The sequence below is a fragment of the Streptomyces sp. NPDC047108 genome (genome assembly GCF_040643575.1).
Lineage (GTDB): Bacteria > Actinomycetota > Actinomycetes > Streptomycetales > Streptomycetaceae > Streptomyces.
The window spans coordinates 269735-290549 of the sequence record NZ_JBEYUP010000005.1; the positions used below are offsets into that span (position 1 = coordinate 269735).

A 20815-nucleotide genomic window follows, 5' to 3' on the forward strand; every position below is an offset into this window, starting at 1 on the left:
TCATGCTCCTCTCGGTGCGGTCGCGTAGGCCGTGGCCGTGGCCGTGCTCAGGCCGAGTCCGCCCGCGCTTCCGCCTGTGCTGCGTACGGGGATGCGGGCCCGGCCCTGTACGCCGCGGAGCAGGGCCGATGAGAGCAGTTCCCTGGGGACACGCCGCTGCTCCGGCTCCCGGGCGGTGCCCAGCGCCGAAAGGGCGTCTGCCATCCGGTGCACGTCGTGTGCGAACTCCGCGAGGATCCCGGCGACGGCCACGGCGTTCGAGCCGAGGATGTCGGTCCACAGCTCGACGCTTCCTCCGGCGAGGCGGGTCACGTCCTGGAGTCCTTGTCCCGCTAGCGCCAGCTGGGACGCGTCGCCGTGCAGCAGACGGGCGGCGAGCAGGCTCGATACGAGATGAGGGGTGTGGGAGGTGAGCGCGACCGCCCGGTCGTGCTCCGCATGGGCCATCACGACCGGCCGGGCGCCGCACAACTCGGCCAGCTCCTCCGCCCGTTCGACGGTCTGTTCCCGCGTCTGCGACGAGGGGGTGAGCACCCAGGGCCGTCCCTGGAACAGGTCGTCCCTCGCCGCCAGCGGCCCGGACTGCTCACGGCCGCCCATGGGGTGCCCGCCGACGAAGCGCGTCAGGTCGCAGCCGGCCTGCGCCGCTTCCCGCTGGGGCCGTTCCTTGACGCTCGCCGCATCCGTGAAGTCATGCGCGAGCTCCTGCAGCTGATGCTCCTTGAGCGCCGCCGCGACGTGCTGCGGCGGCACCGCGATGACGGCCAGTTCGACCGGTTCACGGGGCCGTTCCGCGATACCCGCCCCGAGTCCGGCGGCCACACGCGCGGCTTCCGGGTCCGTGTCGATCAGGTAGGTGGTCACGCCCCGGCCCCGAAGGGCCAGGGCGATCGATGTACCGATCAGGCCGGTTCCGACCACTGCGGCACTCTGCATCAGTGGTTGCTCCACAGCAGGGGGAGGAACTCGGGGTCGCTGTAGTCCGGCGTGCCGTCGGCGGTGCGCCGGACGAGCACGTCGTGGTTGTAGGTGACCTGGGTGCCGTCCGAGCGCCGGAACTCGCGGTACCGGTTCTCGCCGTCCTGCAGGTGGAACGAGATGGCCCGGCGCGGACGGTCACTGACGTTGGCACCGCTGCCGTGGTACGTACGGCAGTGGTGGAAGTTCACGTGCCCCTTCGGGATGAAGACCGGGATCTTGCGGACCTCGACCCCGTTGAAGGCCGCGTTCTCTTCGAGCATCGTGTCCAGCTCGCTGCGGTCGCGCTCGGCGAAGTGGAGCGAGGTGCTGTCGTTCTCGGCCGTCTCCTTCCACAGGTGGCTGCCGTCGACCATCGTGATCGTGCCCATCTCCTCACTGCAGTCGTGGAAGGGGATGAACGCCGTCAGCATGCGCTCGGAGGTGGAGTTGGCCCAGTAGTGCCGGTCGAAGTGCCAGGGCACGATGTTCGACTGCTCCTGCGCCACCGGGGGCTTGTAGATGAGGGTCGACTGGAACACCCGTATCTGCTCGGCCTGGGCGAGCCGTGCCGCCACGGCGCCCAGCAGCGGCTTGCGCAGGATGCGGCCGATGGTGTCGTCCTCGTAGTGGATGTAGTCGTTGTGCCGCTGAACGGGACCGTGCTCCGGCTCCCAGTACGCCAGCTTGGGCGGCCGGACCGGCAGCGTCCGGTCACGATGGCCGGCGTAGAAGCGCTCGCTGGCGGCCTCCAGCTGCTCCGCCTCCTCGTCGGTGAAGAGCTTCTTCGACAGGTACCAGCCGTGCTCGGCGTAGAAGGCGACGTCCTCGTCGGACGGGAGGAGGCCGAGTTCCTCGTCGGTCAGGGTGAAGGTCAGAGCGTCCTGAACGGTCATGGTCTTCCTCATCAGTACGTGGGGTCGATAAGCGGGATGCGCAGGACACCCGGGGTCAGGAGGCGGCCTTCTCCCGCGAAACCGCCTCGTAGAGCGCCTTGATGTTGCCGCTGCCGAAGGTGCGGGCGCCGTGCCGGTCGATGACCTCCCAGAAGAAGGTCTTCCGTACGTGCTGGGACTGGGTGAAGATCTGGAACACCTGGCCCCAGTGGTCCTCGTCGATCAGGACATTCGTCCGGCGCAGGTCCTCGACCTGGAGGTTCGGGCGGGCGAAGCGTTCCTGGAGCTGGTCGTAGTAAGAGCCCGGCGTCTGCAGGAACTTGACGCCCCGGTTCTCCAGGGTCTGAACGGCGCCCACGATGTCGTCGCACAGCAGGGCCAGGTGCTGCACTCCGGCGCCGCCGTGTCGGGCCAGGAAGGCGTCGATCTGGCCGGGCTCGCGGTCGGTGACCGGCTCGATCAGCGTGAACGTGACCTGGCCGGAAGGACTCTGCACCACCTTGGAATCCATGGCCTGGCTGCCGACCTCGATGAACTCCTCGAAGATCTGGGAGAAGCCGAAGACCTTCTCGTAGAACGCGACCGTGGGACCGAGTTGGCCCGCGGGCAGGCAGATCGCCGCGTGGTCGACAGTGCTGAGGAGGTGCTCACCCTCGTCGGGGTCCGGGGCGAAGATGTCCATCACCCCGGGCAGGAACTGCTCGCGGTCTCCCGTCCGCTGGACGAACCGGTGCGCCACGTCCCCGAAGCCGAGCACCGAGGCGGTGACGACCTCGGTGCCGTCCTTGCTGTGGACGACGGGCGGCTCGACCGGGACGGCCCCCTTCTCGACCGCCGTCGCGAACGCCTTGGCCGCGTCGGTGACTTCGAACGCGATGTTGGCGACGCCGTCACCGTGCTGCGTGACATAGGACGCTGCCGGGTGGGTAGGACTCAGGGCAGAGGTGAGAACGATCTCGATACCGCCCTGCCGCAGGAGCAGAGAGCGGTGTTCGGCCTGCCCGGTCTCAGGACCGGCCTGACCGCAGATGCGGAATCCGAACGCGGTGCAAAGGTAGAATGCGGACTGCTGGGCGTCTCCGACGTAGAACTCGACATGGTCTACGGCTCCGATATCCATGCGATGCCTTTCTGTTTTGAATTATCAAGAGGCGACGGCCGGCGCCTTCTAGAGGGTCGACAGTTCTTCCCTGCCGGCCTTCTGCAGTGACCAGACGCCGTAATCGCCCTGACGGTAGAGAAGTGGTTCGCGAGGGAAGACTCCGGCGCCTTCCACCCGTGCGATGAAGAGCCAGTGGTCGCTCACCTCGATCGCCTTCTCGACCCTGCATTCCGCATAGCTCAGGGCGATGTCGAGGAGCAGCGGCGCGCCCTCCGCGATGACGGAGGGCTGCCATTCCACGTGCGCGAACTTGTCCGTGGCCTTGCTCGCGAAGACCTGTGAGGCGGCCCGCCCGGACGCGGAGAGGAAGTTCACGGCGAACGCCTGCGACGACATGATCGCCGGCAAGGTACGTGATCCCTTGCCCACGCAGATGAGGAGCATCCGCGTCGCCGCCGAAACGGAGCAGACGGCGTTACTGGTGAACCCGTACGGTTCACCGTCTCCATTCGTCGCCGTGACGATCGCGATGGGGGTCGGGAACGAGCCGAAGAGTTCGCTGAACCGTGCAGAACTCACGTCCACGACGTTCCTCCTCGGAGCAGCTGGTATGGGGATTCTGGACTGACTGTTGGTCATGACTGTGGCCGCTATCCCGCGTTCGCTTCCACGAGAGTCGCCTCTCGTGCGGCAATGGCACGGCCGAAGGAAAGTGCCGTCAGGGGCAGCATGATCGCGCCGAATCCGGTGAGTGCTATCGCCAGTACGGCGACCAGCCGTTGCGGGCCCACCGTGGATCCGAAACCGGCGACGAGAAGGCCGGCGAGGGGCAGGGCCAGCATGTTGAGCAGATAGAACGGCCCCATCACCTTGCCGAGATGCTCCTGCGGCAGGACCTTGACCCGCTGGGTCCGGTTGAAGACGTTGAAGTACGTGACGCCGAGCATCGCTGCCACAAAGGCCACGCCGTACACGAGCATCGAGGAAGCGAACCCGATGAGCAGCAGGCAGGCGCAGAGAAGAGCGAGGCCGAAGACTCCGAGCATCCGCACGTCGACGTATCGGAGAAGGAAGGGGATCGCCAGGAGATTGATGATTCCCAGGACACCGACGCAGATGTTGAGCAGGGCGAACGTCGACTCGGGGGCGTGGAACACACCGGTGACGAGTGCGGCATTGGCACTGAGCACCGTGGCGAAGACCAGGTTGATCGAGAAGTTGAGGGCGGCCAGCAGGACGAGCGGCCTGGTGCGTCCCAGGAGTGACCAGCCCAGGCGGAGTTCGGCCAGCGTCTCCCGCGCTCCGCCGCTGCTCAGCGACCGCAGCCCGCGAGGCAGCGGCAGCCAGCAGACCGCCGCCGCGAGGAAGATGGCCGAGGCGCCGCCCAGGAGCCAGATCTTGTCGATGAAGGCCACGCCCAGCATGGCGAGGGCGGGGCCGACGGCCATCGCCGACACCTCCATGCTCTGGACCAGGCCCTGGACCTTCGCCAGTTCCGTGCCCGTGGCCAGCTGCGGCACGACCTTCTCGACGGACATCCGTACCGGCGCCATCAGGAGGGAGAGCAGCGCCCCGGTGGTCATCAGGATCGGCGTCAGCAGGGACGGGGCGGTCAGGCAGCCGACGAGGGCGCCGACCAGGACGACGGACCGGCCGGCGTTGACGAAGCGGAACAGCCGTGCGCCGCCGTCACGGTCGGCGAGGAGTCCGGCGAACGGATAGGCCAGCAGGGCCGGAAGCCACTCGATGACATAGGCGAATCCGAGGGCGGATACTTCTTCGGTGTCCTGAAAGATGAGCAGAGGCGCCGCGAACAGCATCATCTGCTCGGCGACGATTCCAAGGAGGACACCGCAGGCGAAAAGCCTTCGGTGCAGCCGTGTTGGCGTGGTCATGAGATGGGGTGCTCCCTTGTGCTCCGCCGGCCGCGGCTCGGCGCGAGACGTGTCACTCCGGCACCGGAACGGTTTCGATATGGAAGCCGGCGATGATTTTCCGGATGTCTTCCTCGACGGTCGCCTCGTCCCCGATCAGGATGAACCGCCCGCTGTGCACCGCGTCGTAGCTGCCACCCGGATCCATGACGTCGTCCGGGCTCGGCACCAGCTCGCGCCAGACGGTCCCGAAGGTCTCGCGCATCGACGTCACCGAGACGACCCGCGCCGGCAGTCCCTTCGGTTTCGGAATGATCAGCCAACCGCCCGACGGATCCCCCGACATGGGCGGAAGCGTCGCCCGCCCCTCGCAGAGCGATTCCAACCAGGGCTGGAAAAGGTTGACTCCGAAGAGCTTCTCCGTGAGATACGGCACCTCGGCTCCGCCGATACGTCCCGCGATCTCCAGGAAGACCAGGTCTCCGTCCGCAGTGACGAAGAGTTCGAGGTGGAACGGCATCGAGGACATGCCCAGAGCCGCGATGCACTGCCGCGCGTACTCCTCGATACGGTTCCGCAAAGGGGACGCCTGGACGACGACCGAACCCAACGGCTGCCCTCCGGCCTCGAAGGCCAGGCAGTCGTTGATGTAGCGGGACACCGCCATGAACGGGATCTGCGCGTCCTCGCCCGCGAACCCGTCCACGTGGTGGATGGTCCCCTCGATGAACTCCTCGAGTTCGTAGTCGGCGAGGTCGATCCGGCTCAGCAGCGTCGTGAGCGTGGATGCGTCGTCGACGCGGTGCACTCCCATGCTCGCCGCCCCGGACACCGGCTTGAGGATCAGCGGAAACCCGGTCCCACGGGCGAATGCCACCGCGGATTCCGCGGTGTCGCAGGAGTCGAAGGCGGGCACGCGCAGGCCGGCCTCCGCGATCAACTCCTTCATCCTCAGCTTGTTGCGGTAGACCGCCACGTCCTCGGGACGCGGACCGGGAATATCCAGTGCCGCGCGGACCTCGGCCGCAATGCCGAGCGTGAACTCGGACACGGCGATGAGCCGATCGACAGGACCGACCTGATCCGCGATCTTCCGGACCGCTCCGCGGAGCGCCTCGAAATCGTTGACATCGCCGATCTCGACGAGACCGGCGATCTGCGAGGGGTCCGCGAGAACGCCGGTGGCGCCGACCGAGTCGACCACGTAACTGACGCGATGCCGCTCGTGGTCGATGAATTCCTCGAAGCGCCCGAGTGAGAAGTCCCAGCGGTCTCCGTCAGGGAACCTCGGCCAGCGATTGACGACAACAATGTGCACGGGTCACTCCTCCGTCGCCGCGGCAACCGTCTTGATCGACAGGGTCTGCCGGGTGAACTCGATGGCGTCTTCCAGTTCTTGGGGCGATTCCGCGGCGAGCACGGCGTACCCGGTCCGCTGCAGGGAGGAGGAGGTCCGTCCGACGGTGTCACCGACCGCCACCTTGACCGCGGCGTCCACGACGGACGGGTGGCTCCGGACGGCGTCCAGCCCGTCGGTGGCGATCACCAGGCCGGGATCGGAGACCACGAACAGGCTGGCCGCGTACCGCACCGGCCCCTGCGGCGGCGCCGGCAGTTCGGCGCCGGTGGCGAGCCGCACCACCGTCTCGTGCCAGTCGAACCCGTACGCCAGGGAGCAGAGCTCCATGATGTAGTCGCCGGGTGTGCGGACCGCCACCTCCATCACCGCGGGCCCCGCACTCGTCATCCGGAACTCCAGATGGACGATTCCGGTGCGCATCCCGATGGCCGAGAGGACCGATCGGCCGAGTTCAGCGACGCGTTCGGCGTCCGGCGCCGGCAGGGGCGCCGCCACCCGGTGCGCGATCTCGACGAAGTGGGGCGGGCCCGTGGTGGTCTTGGCGGTGAGGTTCGAGAACCAGACCTCTCCGTCTCGGACCAGCGCTTCCCAGCTGTACTCCGGTCCTTCGAGCGCGCTCTCCACCAGGAGCGGCCGCTCCGCGGCCCGCCGCAGCGCGGCACCGGCGAAGGCGGCTGCATCGGCCACGAGCTCGACGCCGTCGCTGCCGCCCGACGACAGCGGCTTCACCACCACGGGAAGGCGGGCTCCGGCCCACTCCGCCGCATCCGACAGGTCGTTCGTCAGGACGTACTCGGGCTGGCCGATCGCATGCGCCCGGAAACGGCCGCGCTGCAGCGCCTTGTTCCGGGAGATCACGGCTGCCTGGAGCGACGGGCCGGGCAGACCGAGGCGGTCCTGGGCCATGGCCGCGCCCAGGACGTGCGATTCGGTGAACGCGACGACGCCGTCCGGCCGGTGTGCCCGCACGGCCGCGTCGACGGTCTCGGCCCACAGCTCGTCCAGCGAGCCGTACGCGCCCTGGCTCGGCTCGACGGCGTCGACCAGGTCCTCGATCGCACCGGCCCAGCCCTGCGCCTCGATGGCCCGTACGCGCAGGCCCAGCCGGCGGGCGGCCGCCACGTACGGGCGGCCCATGGTTCCGACGCCGACGAGGAGGAGCTCCCGGTCAGCGTGCTCGCCGCGGCCACCGTGCTCGCTCATGACGCCTGCTCTTCGAGGCGCCGGATCAGGGGGACCACATGGGTGAAGAAGTTCCGCATCTCGTTCCGGGTCGGCCATCCGGAGAAGATGAACTCGCTGATGCCCGCGGCCTTGTAGCTGTGGACGTACCGGGCCACTTCCTCATGGCTGCCGACGATGCACAGCGCCGGACCGCCGCGGTAGGCGACGGCACCGGTCCAGATGAAGGGCGACAGCCACTCGTCCTTCGCGCCCTCCGCCAGGCGGTACGAGGACTTCACCGCCTCGGAGTCGGTCGTGTTCACCCACTGGCGGATCCACGCCGTGTGGTCCTCGTCCGGATTGCGCATCAGCTGCGCGAGCTCTGCCACCGCCTCTTCGCGCGTGGGCCGGGACAGCACGTGCATCCGCGTACCCACCCGGCACCCGCCGTCGAGGAGCGGCCGGGTCGCCTCGGCGAGCCCCTCGGGGGTGTCTCCGTACCGCAGCCAGCAGTCGCCGGAGGCCAGCGCGGTCTGCTGGGCCACACCGGACGCCCCGCTGATGTAGATCTCGGGCCGTCCGCCGCCCTTGTGGCCGAGGCCCAACGCCGCGTCCTTGACGGTGTAGTGCTGCCCGTCGTAACTCATCGGCGACTCGCCTTCCCACAGGCCACGGATGACCTCCAGGAACTCGTTGCAGCGCGCGTACCGCTCGTCATGGCTGAGGAAGTCGCCGTAACCGGCCTGCTCCGCGGGCGAGATCCCGGAGACGATGTTGAGGGAGATGCGTCCGTCGGTCATCCAGGACAGGGTGTTGACGACCTGTGCGAAGAGGGTCGGCGACATCAGGCCGGGGCGGTAGGCGAGCATGAACTTGACGCGCTCCGTCACCTGCGAGAGCGCACCGAGCACCGGGAGCGGATCGGGCAGGTAGTTCGAGATCCCGAACAGCAGGCTGTCGACGCCGAGTTCCTCGGCCTCCTGGACGAAGTCGACGACTTCACCCATGCCGAGCGCGCCGATCTTGTACGTGTCCGTCGGCGTGGCCTGCCCCGTGTCGGGGGGCGAGCACCAGTGGAAGCGCAGAGCGTTCATGTGGGTTGTTCCTTCCGTGTCAGGCGCCGAGGGGATTCAGGCGCCGAGAACGCGCACGCGGTCACCGATCTCGGACCAGCGTTCGTGGGCCTCTTCGGGGGAGTCCGCCGTGAAGACGACGGCGGCGACCCGGCAGCTGTAGTCCGCCTCGTCCGTCTTGATCCCGGCGCCCGGCCGGACGAGGACGTGGCTCGCCACCACCCACGGCTCGGCCGTCAAGTCCTCCCAGCCGTCGAGCCGTGCGTACGAACCGGCTCCGCCCGCCGTCAGGAAGCGGATCCCGGCCGCCTTGGCGGCAGGCTCCCGGTGCGCCCCCGTACTCACCGGATCGGTACCGGTGATGTCCGCGAGGACCCGTCCCGGCAGCACCAGGCCGGTGGCCATTTCCATGAGCTCGGTGATCTTGTCACCGGGCAGGCGCGCGGCGACCTCCATGAGGACCGGGCGACCCTCGCTGAGGCGCAGCTCGCAGTGGAACGGCCCGGTCGTGATCCCCACGGCCTTGACGACGTCCACGGCGTACGCGGCCAGTTCATGGCGGGTGGGTTCGTCGAGCGGGGCGGGCGTGAGGTGCCCGAGCTCCAGGAAGCGCGGCTCGGGACCGAGCAGCTTGCGCGTCACCGCCACGACGACCACCTCGCCGTCGCGGACATAGCCGTCGGCGCTGTACTCGGTACCGGGCACGTACTGCTCGAGGATCGCGTCGGTGGTCAGAGCCCGGTCGAACTCGAGCCCTTCCTCGGCGTGCATCGCGGCCACCGCCGCGCGCACCTCCTCCGGGGTGTCGACGCGCGACACATGGACGCTGCCGCCGGAATCGACCGGCTTGATGACGGCGGGGAAGCCCACGTACGTACACGCGTCGTCGACGTCCGCCGGACCGCGGACCACGGTGAACTTCGGTACCTCCAGGCCGGCCGCGGCCACCGCCTCGCGCATTCTCGCCTTGTGCCGGACCTGGTCGACGGCGGCGGGGTTCAGACCGGGCAGACCGAGACGGGCGGACAACTGCGCGGCGGCCGGTACGTAGTACTCGCCGCCGGCGACAACGGCATGAATGGCGTTCTTCTGATGGGCTCGGACGACGGCGGCCTCCAGGGCGGCGCTGTCATTGGTGTCCACCGTGATGATCTCCGTGGCCTGAGACCGTACGGCGTCGGCGACTCTGCGGCCCTCGTCTTCGTAGGAGGCCACCAGGACGTCCCAACCGAGGGAATGGGCATGAGCGACATAGGCGTTCGCGGAGAACGCCGGCTGCACCACCAGGACGCGATAAGACACAGAAATTCCTCGAAATCTAGCTCTGGGCTCGGCGATGGTTCGCATGGAGAGAGAACTCGCGACCAGGTCCCAGCACGGCGGGATGCACCATCGTTCGTGGGCACGAGTGGAGGACAACGGGTCGCGACATGTCGCGCACACCCTCGGTGGTCCGCGGAAGCCGGCGGGCGGAATTCCGGCAGCTTCCGTGGGACATCGGCTCGTGGCCGCTCACCTCAAGTCGGGCCTACGCACAACTGATCCCGGGGCAGAGTACGGATGGACGATCGAGGCTCATCCTCAATTCCTGGCGCTTCGGCCGTCGCGCCTTTCCGCGCCGTCACATCAGCAGCGGGAAAGACCGCGGCGGTCGGCGCGATGAACGGTCGGCGTCTGCGTGAGGCGGGTTCGCCCCCGGTGACAGCCGCTCGGCAGGTGGCCGATCGGGCCGTCACGGACCGACCCTTTCGCGCCATGTGACGTGCGATCAGGACGCGATGCCGGGCTTTGCGCCGTTCCAGCCGACGTCGTTGGCGAAGAACGTGCTGAAGCCGGTGCTCACCACTGCGGGCGCTCCGGCCATGGCCACCTGCCACGCGCCGAGCCCGAGGGTTAACGCGACCACTGCGCCGACGACGTCTCCACGGAAAGCGGAACGAGCGGCACGGGTGAACACTGGGAGTTCCTGCAGCATGAAACCAAGCTCCTCGTGCAGTTTGCTGTGCAACTGGAAGGAGACTTGGCACCAGATCTCTCCCCCCAGAGATCTACGGTGCCCTCAATATTTCGCGGCTGCCCCCGGCAGGCAAAGCGCTAGGATGGTTCGGGTTTCTGCAGTACCGAAAACCACATCGTCCATACCTGAGTAAAACGGACACTGCGGGGGATAAGTGAAGATCGCAAACGGCTCGGAGCGGGGCGAAAAACCCCAAAGACACCGTCATCTTGTCGCCCCGCCGGACTGCCCGACGGAGCCGGAGAAGTTCTTCCGCGGAATGGCCGAACACCTGGTGGACCTGAGCCGACTCACCGATGAACACGTCAGCCGGCTGAGTGGTGCGTTGCCCGCAGCCAACGGCCGGCACTCGGACATCCGCTACATCCACGGCTTACCCGATATCGCTCGGGCCATCGACGAAGCTCTCTCCGGAGCGAAGCGGGAAATCCTGACCGCGCAGCCTGACGGTTCCCGTCCGAGCGGGGTCCTCAAAGAGGCCCTGGAGAGCGTGCGGCGCCAGATATCCGCAGGTGTCGCCATGCGGACGCTCTATCAGCACAGCACGCGTTTCGACGAGGCGACGAAGGAATACGTGCGCGAGGTCGCAAAACACGGGGTGTCGGTCCGTACGCTCGATGAATTCTTCGACCGCCTCGTCATCGTGGACGACGTCGCCTTCATCGCCACGAACGAGGACCGCACGTCCGCGGCCGCGGTGAGGGAGCCGGCCGTCGTGCGGTTCCTCCGCGACACGTTCAACAGGTCGTGGGACCGGGCGCAGCCTTTCCCCTTCGTCCCGCACCACGCGGCCAAGGCGGCGGACGAGGTCATCCCCGCCATCCGCGAGTCGATCAAACGCCTGCTGGTCGAGGGCTACTCGGACAAGCAGATAGCCCGGCGGCTCGGTATCAGCGAGCGGTCGCTCCAGACGCACATCGCGTCCATGAAGCAGGAGCTGGGCGCACGGAACCGGCTGCAGATGGGCTACCTGCTGGGAAGGCACGAAACAACTCTCGTGCGGTGACGGCGTTCTGCCGGTAGCCGCAGGTGGCCGGGCGACGAGACCGAGTGCCCCGTCGCCCGCGCATCTCCCTGACAACCTCTGGCCAACCGGGTCCCGGTAGGGCTCGCATACGTGGGCCTGGTGACCACACGGTGCGCGAGATCAGCCGACTTGGCCTGCCGGACGCATGGTGAGGTGGTTGATGTGCACGCCCACGGGCTGGTTGACGGCGAAGAGGATCGCCTCCGCGATCTGCTCGGCGGTCAGCGACGGCGTCGTCTCGGGGCATCCGCCGCGCTCGTCCCAGAACGGGGTGTCCACGACCCCGGGGGCGACAACGGTGACACCGACGCCGTCCTTGGCGGCCAGGAGCCGGGTGTTCTCGGCCAGGGCGTGAGCGGCCCACTTGGTGACCGAGTACAGGTTGCCGGGCGTGTTCCTGACGCCGGCGACCGAACCGACGATCACGATCCGGCCCTTGGACTCCCTGAGGTGCGGGAGTGTCTTCTGCACCAGCAGGGCCGGGCCGAGGACGTTGGTGAGGACCATGGCGCGCATCGCCTCGGGGGCGTGGTCCTCCAGGGTGCCGGGCAGGGAGAACCCGGCGTTCGCGACGACCGTGTCCAACCGGCCCCACGTATCCACGACCTGACGCACGGCGGAGGCGACATCGCTCTCGTCGCTGGTGTCGCCGGCGAGCGTCAGCAGCCTCTCCCCCGCCCCTGCGGAAGCGGCGAAGGCAGCCAGCCGATCGGCGTCGCGGCCGGTGACGGCCACGCGGTGGCCCTGCTTGATCAGGGCACGGGCGGTGGCGGCACCGATTCCGCTCGAACCGCCGGTGATCAGCGTGACGGGTTCCATGGACGGCCTCCTCATTGATGGCGGGCACCGGCGGCCGGCCAGGCTTCCGGGTGACGACGAGCGCGGGGCCGGCGCGGGACATCGACCCACGCCTGGTTGAAACCCCTGGTTGAAACTCCTGGTTGCCTGGTTGCCGCCGATACCGGGACGGGGTGATGAACGAACGGGGCTGACAGCAAGGGCAGTTGAAGAAGTCCCCCGGGGCAGGCCACCGGAGGTCGGCCGGTCGCTCGTGTCCTCGATGCTAATACGTCGTCAGAGATCTTGTGACGGAGTCGGCGTGCTGTCGCCGAGCGGGGGTGATGCCGGGTGTGAGACGTCGTCGCGGCGTGGCGCGACATGGAAGTCGAACGCGAGTGTCCCGGGGTCCAGAGCCGTCGCGCCGCCATCGACGGTGAGCACGGCACCGTTCACGTACGACGCTGCCGGGGACAGCAGCCAGCCGACCGCCTCAGCGATCTCACGCGGCTCCCCCGGCCGGCCCAGGGGAAGGTGCCCGGTCGCCTCCTCGTAGGCGGCCTCCACGTCACCTCCCCGCAGGTCCGCCTCAGCGGCGAAGCGCGCCATACGGCGGTCGGCCATCTCGCTCCTCACCCAGCTCGGACACACGATGTTGGCCCGCACCCCCTGACGCCCGTAGTCGACGGCGACAGAACGGCAGAGCTGGAGCAGGGCAGCCTTGGACGTGGCGTACGGGGCGTTGCTCGTGCCGTTGCGCAGCGCGGCCACCGAAGCGACAGCGACCACGGCGCCGCGCGCCTCCAGCAAGTGCGGGATCGAGGCGCGCAGGAGCAGCAGCGGGCCGGTGACGTTGGTGCGCATCACCTCGTCCCAGTCGTCCAGGGACAAGTCGCCAACCGTCCCACCGCGGCCGATGCCGGCGTTGAGCACGAGCCCGTCGAGTCGTCCGTGCGCGGTCAGGGCGGCTCGGACGAGCTGGTCGGCGGCCTCGGGGTCCCCCACATCGGCCGGAACCGCGAGTGCCCCGGTCTCCCGTTCGAGCCGTCGCAACGGCTCGCTCCGCCGACCGGAGACGACCACATGGTGACCACCCTCACGCAGCAGCCGGGCAGTGGCCTCCCCGATGCCCGTACCTCCACCGGTCACGATGACAACTCGACTGTCCGCCACGGCAGTTCCTGCTCCTTCGGGATCACACGGCGCGTCCGATCCTAGAACCCACTGATCCACTGCTGACGGCTTCGAGACACGACGGCCGCCCTACCGCGGGAGGAACGCGACCACCCGCAGCGACACTTGGCCGGACAGGGCATCACCGATCGGGAGCGGGCCGTACCGGTCGGCGGCCACCCGGTGGACCTGTTGTTCACCGACGTCGGCGAAAACACGGCCGTGATGAACGAACCCGGTCCACACCTCGGCGAGGCGTGCTTCCCGCACCCGGTGAGAAAACGCTTGCCTCCGGTCAAGCACTTTGAAACCCCGGCCCCCACCGCTCGTCGGACGAACCGGCAAGGCACCTTAGGCTGGCTCACGCGCGATCCGATCTGCTCACCGGACTGCCCTCCGGAGGCCACGGCACGAACCTCGTCCCGTGAGCCGGACGGTGCGGTGCCCGCCTGACGGATCCTTGTGGGCGAGACAGCGCCGGTGCCGCTGTTCGGCTGAATGGCCGGCCGGGCGGCCGGGCTCGCGAGGCCGTATCCGGCGGCCCGCTCAGTCACCGGGCAAGCTCCGTACGACGTACGTCATGTGCTGGAGGTTTCCCGCCTGCAGCCACTCCTTGGGCCTGCCCATGCCCTCTCCGGTCGAAAGCGGACCGTGCGCGCAGCCGGTCAGCCACTCCTCGGCCCGTCCGGCCCCCGCTCCCCGGAACTCGGGCAGCTCGATGATCCGGCCGGCCGCGCAGCGGTTGACGGCGATCCGGTCGGGCCCCCGAGTCAGCGTCTTGAACAGGAGGTACGAGCTGTCGGTGGTGTAGCGGAGCACGCCCCACGGCGGGCCGCCGCTCCTCCCGGGTGCCGGGGCCTGCGCGAGGGCGCTCGGGGGCTGCACCCCGTAGTCGCCGTAACCGAGCAGCGGAGCATAGGCACTGCTCGTCGCACGCACTTCGTGCCACATGCGCCACTCCGCCCGCGACTGCTCACACGATCCTTCCTCCAGCATGTCCGCGGTGACCCGGGGCCAGGCCCCTCCGAGCAGAGCAGCGCTCCGCCAGACCACCAAGGGCATCAGCGCGTCGAGAGCACGCAGCGCCTCCTTGCCGGCGTCGGGCCGGGTGTCGAGGACCGCGCCCATGTCGAGCAGCAGATCCACGGGCACCTCAGGACCCGTTCGGGCCAGAAGGCCTCGGACGTCCTCCGCGAGGGCATCGCCCCACTCACCCGTGACCCGCACCCGGACGCCCAGTCCGCGCGAGCAGCGCCGAGCCGTCTCCACCGTCACCATCTGCTGGGCCTCGTTCCGCTCCGGTCCAGTGACCGGACGGAACGGTCCCAACTCGCAGTAGACGGACAGCGCTTCGGCGAGGTCGGCGGTCTGGGCGTCCTCGCCGAAGGGAGCGTCGAGCCATCCGCCGTGACGGCTCACGGCGCTCACCGGATCAACGTACTTGCCGACCAGCGTGGCCAGCGACTTCGGGGTCACTCCGGGCAACGGCGGCAGGTTCCACAACGGCCTGATGGCAGCCCGGACGTCCGGCCACAGCAGCCGACAGGCCGCGGCCGCGTGCGGCCGGGCCGGCAGAACGGGAACATAGAGCGGTCCGGACATCGCGGCTCCCCCTCGGCACCGTCCGTGCGCATCCCTTCCCACCAGGGTCCGTTCACCTCGAAGCACGTGAAAAGAGAGCGAATTCGGCCTGCATGGCCGATGTGTTCACATGCCTGGTGACGGTGTGACGCAGCGCGCTTCGTGATGCTCGATGGACGAACGCTCCAAGTGAACGATGTGCAGACCGAGAGGAATTCAGCGGCGCGCTTCGGGATCGTTCACCGAGCGCGGACCAGCCCGCCGACCTGGCGCGGCCGCTGGGCCGTTCCACGTGGGCGTGGACGTGACCAGCGGGTAGTCCCTCTGACCGTGCAGGACTCCCCGTGGTCACCGTTCATGAACCGGCGGCAGGGCCGGGTCATCGGCAGCCGGCGGTCGGGTCGCATGTCAGGCGTGGACGGCTGGCAGCGGTCCCCCGGGGCCTCGCGGGTTCCACAGAAGGGCCGCCACCCTGGGCCCGCGAGAATGTCCAGCCATCAGAGGGCGACCGGCAGACCAGCAGCCACTCCGTAGTTGGACTTGCGACCACTGAAGGACGATGCGTGCGGACACGCCCCACTCCTTGAGGACGGCCAGGCCGAGGTGACGGGCAACCAGACGGTCCGGCCTGAACATCCGTGCCGCCCACGCACGAAACCTCAGGTTCAGGAACCCTTCGCGGCGCGCTCCAGCACCGCCACACACTCCACATGGTGCGTCATCGGGAACAGGTCGAACGCCCGCAGCTTGCGCGGCTTGTAGCCCGCGGCCGCGAAGTACGAGAGGTCGCGCGCCAGCGCCGCCGGGTCGCAGGCCACGTAGGCGATGCGGCGCGGGCCCAGGCCCGCGATGTGGGTGACCGTCTGCTTGCCGGCGCCCGCGCGGGGCGGGTCCAGGACGATCAGGTCCGCTTCGGTGATGCCCGTGCGCGGCAGGACCGACTCGACCTTGCCGTGCTCGATGCGGACCCGCTCCAGGTCCTCCAGGTTGTGCCGGGCGTCCGCCGCGGCGCGCTTGCCGGACTCGATGCCGAGCACGGCGCCCTTCTCGCCGACGCGTTCGGCCAGTGCCCCCGCGAACAGCCCCACCCCGCAGTACAGATCGAGCGCCATGTCGCCCTTGCGCGGCATCAGCCCCTGCATCACGGCCTCGACCAGCAGCTCGGCGGCCTTCGGGTGGACCTGCCAGAAGCCTCCCGAACCCACGCGCCACGTACGGCCGTTGGCGCGCTCCCGCACGAAGGGGCGCCCGTGGACGCGGTGCACTCCGCCGGCCTTCTCGTCCACGCGCATCACCGACACCGGCCGGTCCAGCTCGACGATCGGCAGCCGTCCGCCGGGCGCGGGGGTGAGGATGACCTGCCGGTCGTGCGAACCCGTGGCCGCGATGGCCTCGACGCCCGCGATCTGCGGCCACTCCCTCTTCTCCACGCCCAGTTCGGTGACGCCGGGCGCCGCGATGAGGCAGCGGTCGACCGGCTGCACCTCGTGGGAGCGATGCTTGCGCAGCCCGGCGTGGCCCTCGGCGTCCACCGCGTACTGCACGCGCGTCCGCCAGGCCGGGACCTCGCCCTTGGCGACCTTGTCGCCGGGCGCGGGCTCGACCGTGCCGTCCCAGCCCGCATCCTCCGGGCTCAGCCCGGCCAGACGCTCCAACTGCTCGGTGATGACCCCGACTTTGAGTCGGCGCTGCGCGCCCGGAGCCGCGTGCTGCCAGTCGCAGCCGCCGCACTTCCCGGGTCCCGCGAACGGGCACGGGGCCTCGACCCGGTCCGGCGATGCCTCCCGCACCTCGACCGCGTCCGCGCGCAGGAAGCGCGAGTCCTCCCGGCCCTCGGTCACGCGGGCGACGACGCGCTCGCCGGGGAGGGTGTGCCGGACGAACAGTACCTGCCCCTCCGGGGTGCGGGCGATGCAGTGCCCGCCGTGCGCGACGGGCCCCACCTCGACCTCGTACTCCTCGCCGACCAGGGACGGGGAGGAATCGGCGGAATCAGTCGACACGGCGGGGGCGCTCCTGTGCGGGGTGGGACGGGGTATGGGCGGTGCCGGTTCAGGCGTCGGTCGCGGACCGGCCGACGGGAACAGCAGCCGTCCAGTCTACGTCGGCCGGGCGTGAGCCCCGTCCCGCGGACGGACGGTCGCGGTTCTCCATCAAGCGGCTCTACTTGCTCGTGGCGGCCTTCCCGCCGTTCGCCGAGTTCCCGCCGTTCCCCGACTTGTCGCGCTGCGTCGGCGGGCCCACCGGGCCGCGGCGCACCGAGCCCGGCGCGTTCCACGCCTCGCGCTTGCGCGCCCGCTGCTTGGCCAGCTCCGAGGACTCCAGCTGGTACGGCACCGACGTCACCATCACACCCGGGGTGAACAGCAGCCGCCCCTTGAGCCGCAGCGCGCTCTGGTTGTGCAGCAGGTGCTCGTACCAGCGGCCGACCACGTACTCCGGGATGTAGACGCTGACCGCGTCCCGCGGGCTCTCGCGCCGCAGCCGTTTCACGTAGTCGATCACGGGGCGGGTGATCTCGCGGTAGGGCGAGTCGAGGACCTTCAGCGGTACGTCGATACCGCGCCGCTCCCACTCCTCGCGGAGCGCCTTCGTCTCGGCCGGGTCGACGTTGATGGTGAGCGCCTCGAGGCTGCCCGAGCGCATCAGCTTGGCGTAGGCCAGGGCTCGCAGTGTCGGCCGGTGGACCTTGGAGACCAGGACGATGGAGTGCACGCGCGAGGGGCGCACCGCCTCGTCGCCGGGCTCGTCGGGTGCGGAGATCTCCTCGGCCACCCGGTCGTAGTGGCGCCGGATCGCGGACATCGTCACGTAGAAGATGACCATGCCGAGCAACGCGACCCAGGCGCCGTGGGTGAACTTGGTGACGAGGACGACCACCAGCACCAGGCCGGTGAAGAAGGCACCGAAGGTGTTGATGGCGCGGGAGCGGATCATGTGACGGCGCTTGGCGGGGTCGCTCTCGGCCCGCAGGTGCCGGTTCCAGTGCCGGACCATGCCGGTCTGGCTGAGCGTGAACGACACGAAGACGCCGACGATGTAGAGCTGGATCAGCCGGGTCGAGTCGGCGCCGTACAGCCACACCAGCAGCACGGCGGCGCCGGCCAGCAGCACGATGCCGTTGGAGAAGGCGAGCCGGTCGCCGCGGGTGTGGAGCTGGCGCGGCAGGTAGCGGTCCTGGGCGAGGATCGAGCCGAGCAGCGGGAAGCCGTTGTACGCGGTGTTGGCCGCGAGGAACAGCACCAGCGCGGTGGCCGCGGCGAGCAGGATGAAGAAGAACGTGCCGTCGCCGAAGACCGCGGCGGCGACCTGCGAGATGACGGGGTTCTGGACGTAGCCGGACCCGACGGGCGTGCCGTTGTTCAGCAGATCGTGTGCCGGGTTCTCCGCCATCTTGACGTCGGTCGCCATGGCGAGGCCGATGATGCCGCAGAACATCGTGACGGCGAGGCCGCCCATGAGCAGCAGCGTGGTGGCCGCGTTGCGGCTCTTGGGCTTGCGGAAGGCCGGGACGCCGTTGCTGATCGCCTCGACGCCGGTGAGCGCCGCACAGCCGGAGGAGAAGGCCCGCAGCAGCAGGAAGATGAGCGCGAAGCCGGCGATGCCGGTGTGCTCGGCCTTGATCTCGAAGCCCGCGGTGGGTGCGTTCATGTCGTCGCCGAGGACGAAGGAGCGGTACGCGCCCCAGGCGATCATGATGAAGACGCCCGCCACGAATATGTAGGTGGGGATCGCGAAGAGCTTCCCGGACTCCTTGACCCCGCGCAGGTTCATCAGCGTCAGCAGCACGATCATGCCGATCGCGCAGAACACCTTGTGCTCGACGAAGAACGGGATCGCCGAACCGAGGTTCTCCACGCCGGAGGAGATCGACACGGCGACGGTGAGGACGTAGTCGACCAGCAGCGCGCTGGCGACCGTCAGACCTGCCCTGGGGCCGAGGTTGGTGTTGGCGACCTCGTAGTCGCCGCCGCCGCTGGGGTAGGCGTGCACGTTCTGCCGGTACGAGGCGACGACCGTGAACATCAGCACGACGACCGCGACGGCGATCCACGGGCTGAAGCTGTACGCCGACACTCCCGCGACGGAGAGGACGAGCAGCACCTCGCCGGGCGCGTACGCCACGGACGACAGCGGGTCGGAGGCGAAGACGGGCAGCGCGATCCGCTTGGGGAGGAGCGTCTCCCCCAGTTGCGTGCTCCGCAGGGCCCTGCCGATGAGAATCCGCTTGGGCAGGTCGGTCAGTTTGGACACGCAGAGGATCGTAAGCCGTCGCTCCCTCCGGAGCCCAGCCGCCCATGGGCGCACTTCACGGGTTCGCGGGTAGCGTTACCGGCGACGGCACCGGCGATGAGTTGCCGCCACCCGCGACCCGGAAGGAGATGGACGGTGTTTGCGCAGGTCACAGCTCTAGGGGAAGGTGCGGGGTAGAGGCCTCATGCACATCGTGATCATGGGTTGCGGCCGGGTGGGCTCCGCTTTGGCCCAGACCCTTGAGCAGCAGGGGCACACGGTCGCCGTCGTCGACCAGGACCCCACGGCCTTCCGTCGTCTCGGCTCGGGGTTCGGCGGACGCCGGGTGACCGGGGTCGGCTTCGACCAGGACACCCTGCGCGAAGCGGGTATCGAGGAGGCCGGTGCCTTCGCCGCGGTCAGCAGCGGCGACAACTCCAACATCATCGCCGCCCGCGTGGCCCGCGAGATGTTCGGAGTGGAGAACGTGGCGGCGCGCATCTACGATCCGCGCCGCGCCGAGGTCTACCAGCGCCTCGGCATCCCGACCGTGGCCACGGTGCGGTGGACCGCCGACCAGATGCTGCGGCGGCTGCTGCCGTCCGGCGCCGAGACGCTGTGGCGCGACCCGAGCGGCCGGGTCCAGCTCGCGGAGATCCACGCCTCCCCGGCCTGGGTCGGCGAGAAGGTCAGCAAGCTGCAGGAGGAGACGGGCGTACGCGTCGCGTTCCTCACCCGGCTGGGCGAGGCGATGCTGCCGACGTCGCAGACGGTCCTGCAGGAGGGCGACCTCGTGCACGTGATGATGCGGGCGGACGAGGTCGAGAAGGTCGAGGCCGCGTTCGCCGAGGGCCCCGAGGAGGCGCAGGGATGAGGGTCGCCATTGCGGGCGCGGGCGCCGTGGGGCGCTCGATCGCCGGCGAGCTGCTGGAGAACGGGCACGAGGTCCTGCTCATCGACAAGGCGCCGACCGCGATCTCGGTCGAGCGCGTGCCGCAGGCCGAGTGGCTGCTGGCCGACGCCTGCGAGATCACCTCGCTCGACGAGGCGGCACTGCAGCGCTGCAACGTGGTCATCGCGGCCACAGGTGACGACAAGGTGAACCTGGTCGTCTCCCTGCTGGCCAAGACGGAGTACGGCGTACCGCGCGTTGTGGCCCGTGTGAACAACCCGAAGAACGAGTGGCTGTTCAACGAGTCCTGGGGCGTCGACGTCGCCGTGTCCACGCCGCGTCTGATGTCGGCGCTGGTGGAGGAGGCGGTGAGCGTGGGCGACCTCGTACGGCTGCTGCGCTTCAGCCACGGCGACGCGAACCTGGTCGAGCTGACCCTGCCGCCGGAGTCGGCGCTGGCCGGGACGCGGGTGGGGGACGTGGACTGGCCCGAGGACACCTCGCTGGTCACGATCATCCGCGGCAACCGGGTCCTCACGCCGAACCGCGAGGACTCGCTGGAGGCCGGGGACGAGCTGCTGTTCGTCGCCGCGCAGGCGCGCGAGGAGCAGCTCGAGGACCTGCTGTCGGTGCGGCAGGAGGTCCAGTAGCCGCACGGCGTCACGGCACGTACGGCGCGGGGCCCGGGA

At 69.2% G+C, this 20815-nt stretch carries 19 protein-coding genes; 3 read left to right on the forward strand and 16 right to left on the reverse strand.

The window, feature by feature from the left end:
• The 10 genes from ABZ822_RS14200 to ABZ822_RS14245 all read right to left on the reverse strand — a co-directional run bounded on the left by ABZ822_RS14200 (position 1) and on the right by ABZ822_RS14245 (position 10401).
• On the reverse strand, positions 1–936 hold the full coding sequence (locus ABZ822_RS14200; protein ID WP_360852109.1) for a prephenate dehydrogenase: 936 nt from the start codon (positions 934–936) through the stop codon (positions 1–3).
• Positions 936–1853, reverse strand: a complete 918-nt coding sequence (locus tag ABZ822_RS14205; RefSeq protein WP_360852112.1) for a phytanoyl-CoA dioxygenase family protein — start codon at positions 1851–1853, stop codon at positions 936–938. The genes ABZ822_RS14200 and ABZ822_RS14205 overlap by 1 nt, the downstream gene beginning before the upstream one ends.
• A 55-nt stretch (positions 1854–1908) precedes the next feature.
• Positions 1909–2973 (reverse strand): 4-hydroxyphenylpyruvate dioxygenase, encoded by a 1065-nt coding sequence (hppD, locus tag ABZ822_RS14210; RefSeq protein ID WP_360852115.1) that lies wholly within the window; start codon positions 2971–2973, stop codon positions 1909–1911.
• Positions 2974–3021: 48 nt separating this feature from the next.
• Entirely contained in the window at positions 3022–3534 is a 513-nt protein-coding gene (locus ABZ822_RS14215; RefSeq protein WP_360852118.1) for a flavin reductase family protein, read from the reverse strand.
• Between the two features lie 71 nt (positions 3535–3605).
• The gene (locus ABZ822_RS14220) at positions 3606–4850 is read right to left on the reverse strand and encodes an MFS transporter (RefSeq protein ID WP_360852121.1); all 1245 of its coding nucleotides are present in this window, start codon (positions 4848–4850) and stop codon (positions 3606–3608) included.
• Between the two features lie 52 nt (positions 4851–4902).
• Positions 4903–6147, reverse strand: coding sequence for an ATP-grasp domain-containing protein (locus tag ABZ822_RS14225; protein ID WP_360852124.1), 1245 nt, complete (start codon positions 6145–6147; stop codon positions 4903–4905).
• Between the two features lie 3 nt (positions 6148–6150).
• On the reverse strand, positions 6151–7392 hold the full coding sequence (locus ABZ822_RS14230) for an ATP-grasp domain-containing protein (RefSeq protein WP_360852127.1): 1242 nt from the start codon (positions 7390–7392) through the stop codon (positions 6151–6153).
• Positions 7389–8447: an LLM class flavin-dependent oxidoreductase gene (locus ABZ822_RS14235; protein WP_360852130.1), complete on the reverse strand. Its 1059-nt coding sequence runs from the start codon at positions 8445–8447 to the stop codon at positions 7389–7391. Before ABZ822_RS14235 ends, ABZ822_RS14230 begins: the two co-directional genes overlap by 4 nt.
• A 36-nt stretch (positions 8448–8483) precedes the next feature.
• Positions 8484–9728, reverse strand: a complete 1245-nt coding sequence (locus ABZ822_RS14240; RefSeq protein WP_360852133.1) for an ATP-grasp domain-containing protein — start codon at positions 9726–9728, stop codon at positions 8484–8486.
• Positions 9729–10194: 466 nt separating this feature from the next.
• Positions 10195–10401, reverse strand: coding sequence for a hypothetical protein (locus tag ABZ822_RS14245; RefSeq protein ID WP_360852136.1), 207 nt, complete (start codon positions 10399–10401; stop codon positions 10195–10197).
• A 301-nt stretch (positions 10402–10702) separates the two neighbouring features.
• Here ABZ822_RS14245 and ABZ822_RS14250 point away from each other — a divergent pair, with 301 nt between their 5' ends.
• Entirely contained in the window at positions 10703–11449 is a 747-nt protein-coding gene (locus ABZ822_RS14250; protein WP_360852139.1) for a LuxR C-terminal-related transcriptional regulator, read from the forward strand.
• Positions 11450–11590: 141 nt separating this feature from the next.
• On the opposite strand, the gene ABZ822_RS14255 is transcribed toward ABZ822_RS14250, so the two are convergent.
• From ABZ822_RS14255 to ABZ822_RS14280, 6 genes are all read right to left on the reverse strand, one after another.
• The gene (locus ABZ822_RS14255) at positions 11591–12289 is read right to left on the reverse strand and encodes an SDR family oxidoreductase (RefSeq protein WP_360852142.1); all 699 of its coding nucleotides are present in this window, start codon (positions 12287–12289) and stop codon (positions 11591–11593) included.
• A 255-nt stretch (positions 12290–12544) separates the two neighbouring features.
• Positions 12545–13420 carry an SDR family oxidoreductase gene (locus ABZ822_RS14260; RefSeq protein WP_360852145.1) on the reverse strand — a complete coding sequence of 292 codons (876 nt, stop codon included), beginning with the start codon at positions 13418–13420 and terminating at the stop codon, positions 12545–12547.
• Between the two features lie 90 nt (positions 13421–13510).
• Positions 13511–13690 (reverse strand): hypothetical protein, encoded by a 180-nt coding sequence (locus tag ABZ822_RS14265; RefSeq protein ID WP_360852148.1) that lies wholly within the window; start codon positions 13688–13690, stop codon positions 13511–13513.
• A gap of 276 nt (positions 13691–13966) precedes the next feature.
• Entirely contained in the window at positions 13967–15022 is a 1056-nt protein-coding gene (locus ABZ822_RS14270) for a beta family protein (RefSeq protein WP_360852151.1), read from the reverse strand.
• 644 nt (positions 15023–15666) lie between these two features.
• Entirely contained in the window at positions 15667–17004 is a 1338-nt protein-coding gene (locus ABZ822_RS14275; protein ID WP_360852154.1) for a class I SAM-dependent RNA methyltransferase, read from the reverse strand.
• Between the two features lie 160 nt (positions 17005–17164).
• Positions 17165–19255, reverse strand: a complete 2091-nt coding sequence (locus ABZ822_RS14280; protein ID WP_360852156.1) for an APC family permease — start codon at positions 19253–19255, stop codon at positions 17165–17167.
• A 184-nt stretch (positions 19256–19439) separates the two neighbouring features.
• Between ABZ822_RS14280 and ABZ822_RS14285 the strand changes: the two genes are divergently transcribed.
• Complete coding sequence (locus ABZ822_RS14285; protein ID WP_360852159.1) at positions 19440–20108, forward strand: TrkA family potassium uptake protein; 669 nt, start codon at positions 19440–19442, stop codon at positions 20106–20108.
• Positions 20105–20776 (forward strand): TrkA family potassium uptake protein, encoded by a 672-nt coding sequence (locus tag ABZ822_RS14290; RefSeq protein WP_360852162.1) that lies wholly within the window; start codon positions 20105–20107, stop codon positions 20774–20776. The genes ABZ822_RS14285 and ABZ822_RS14290 overlap by 4 nt, the downstream gene beginning before the upstream one ends.
• Positions 20777–20815: the final 39 nt, after the last annotated feature.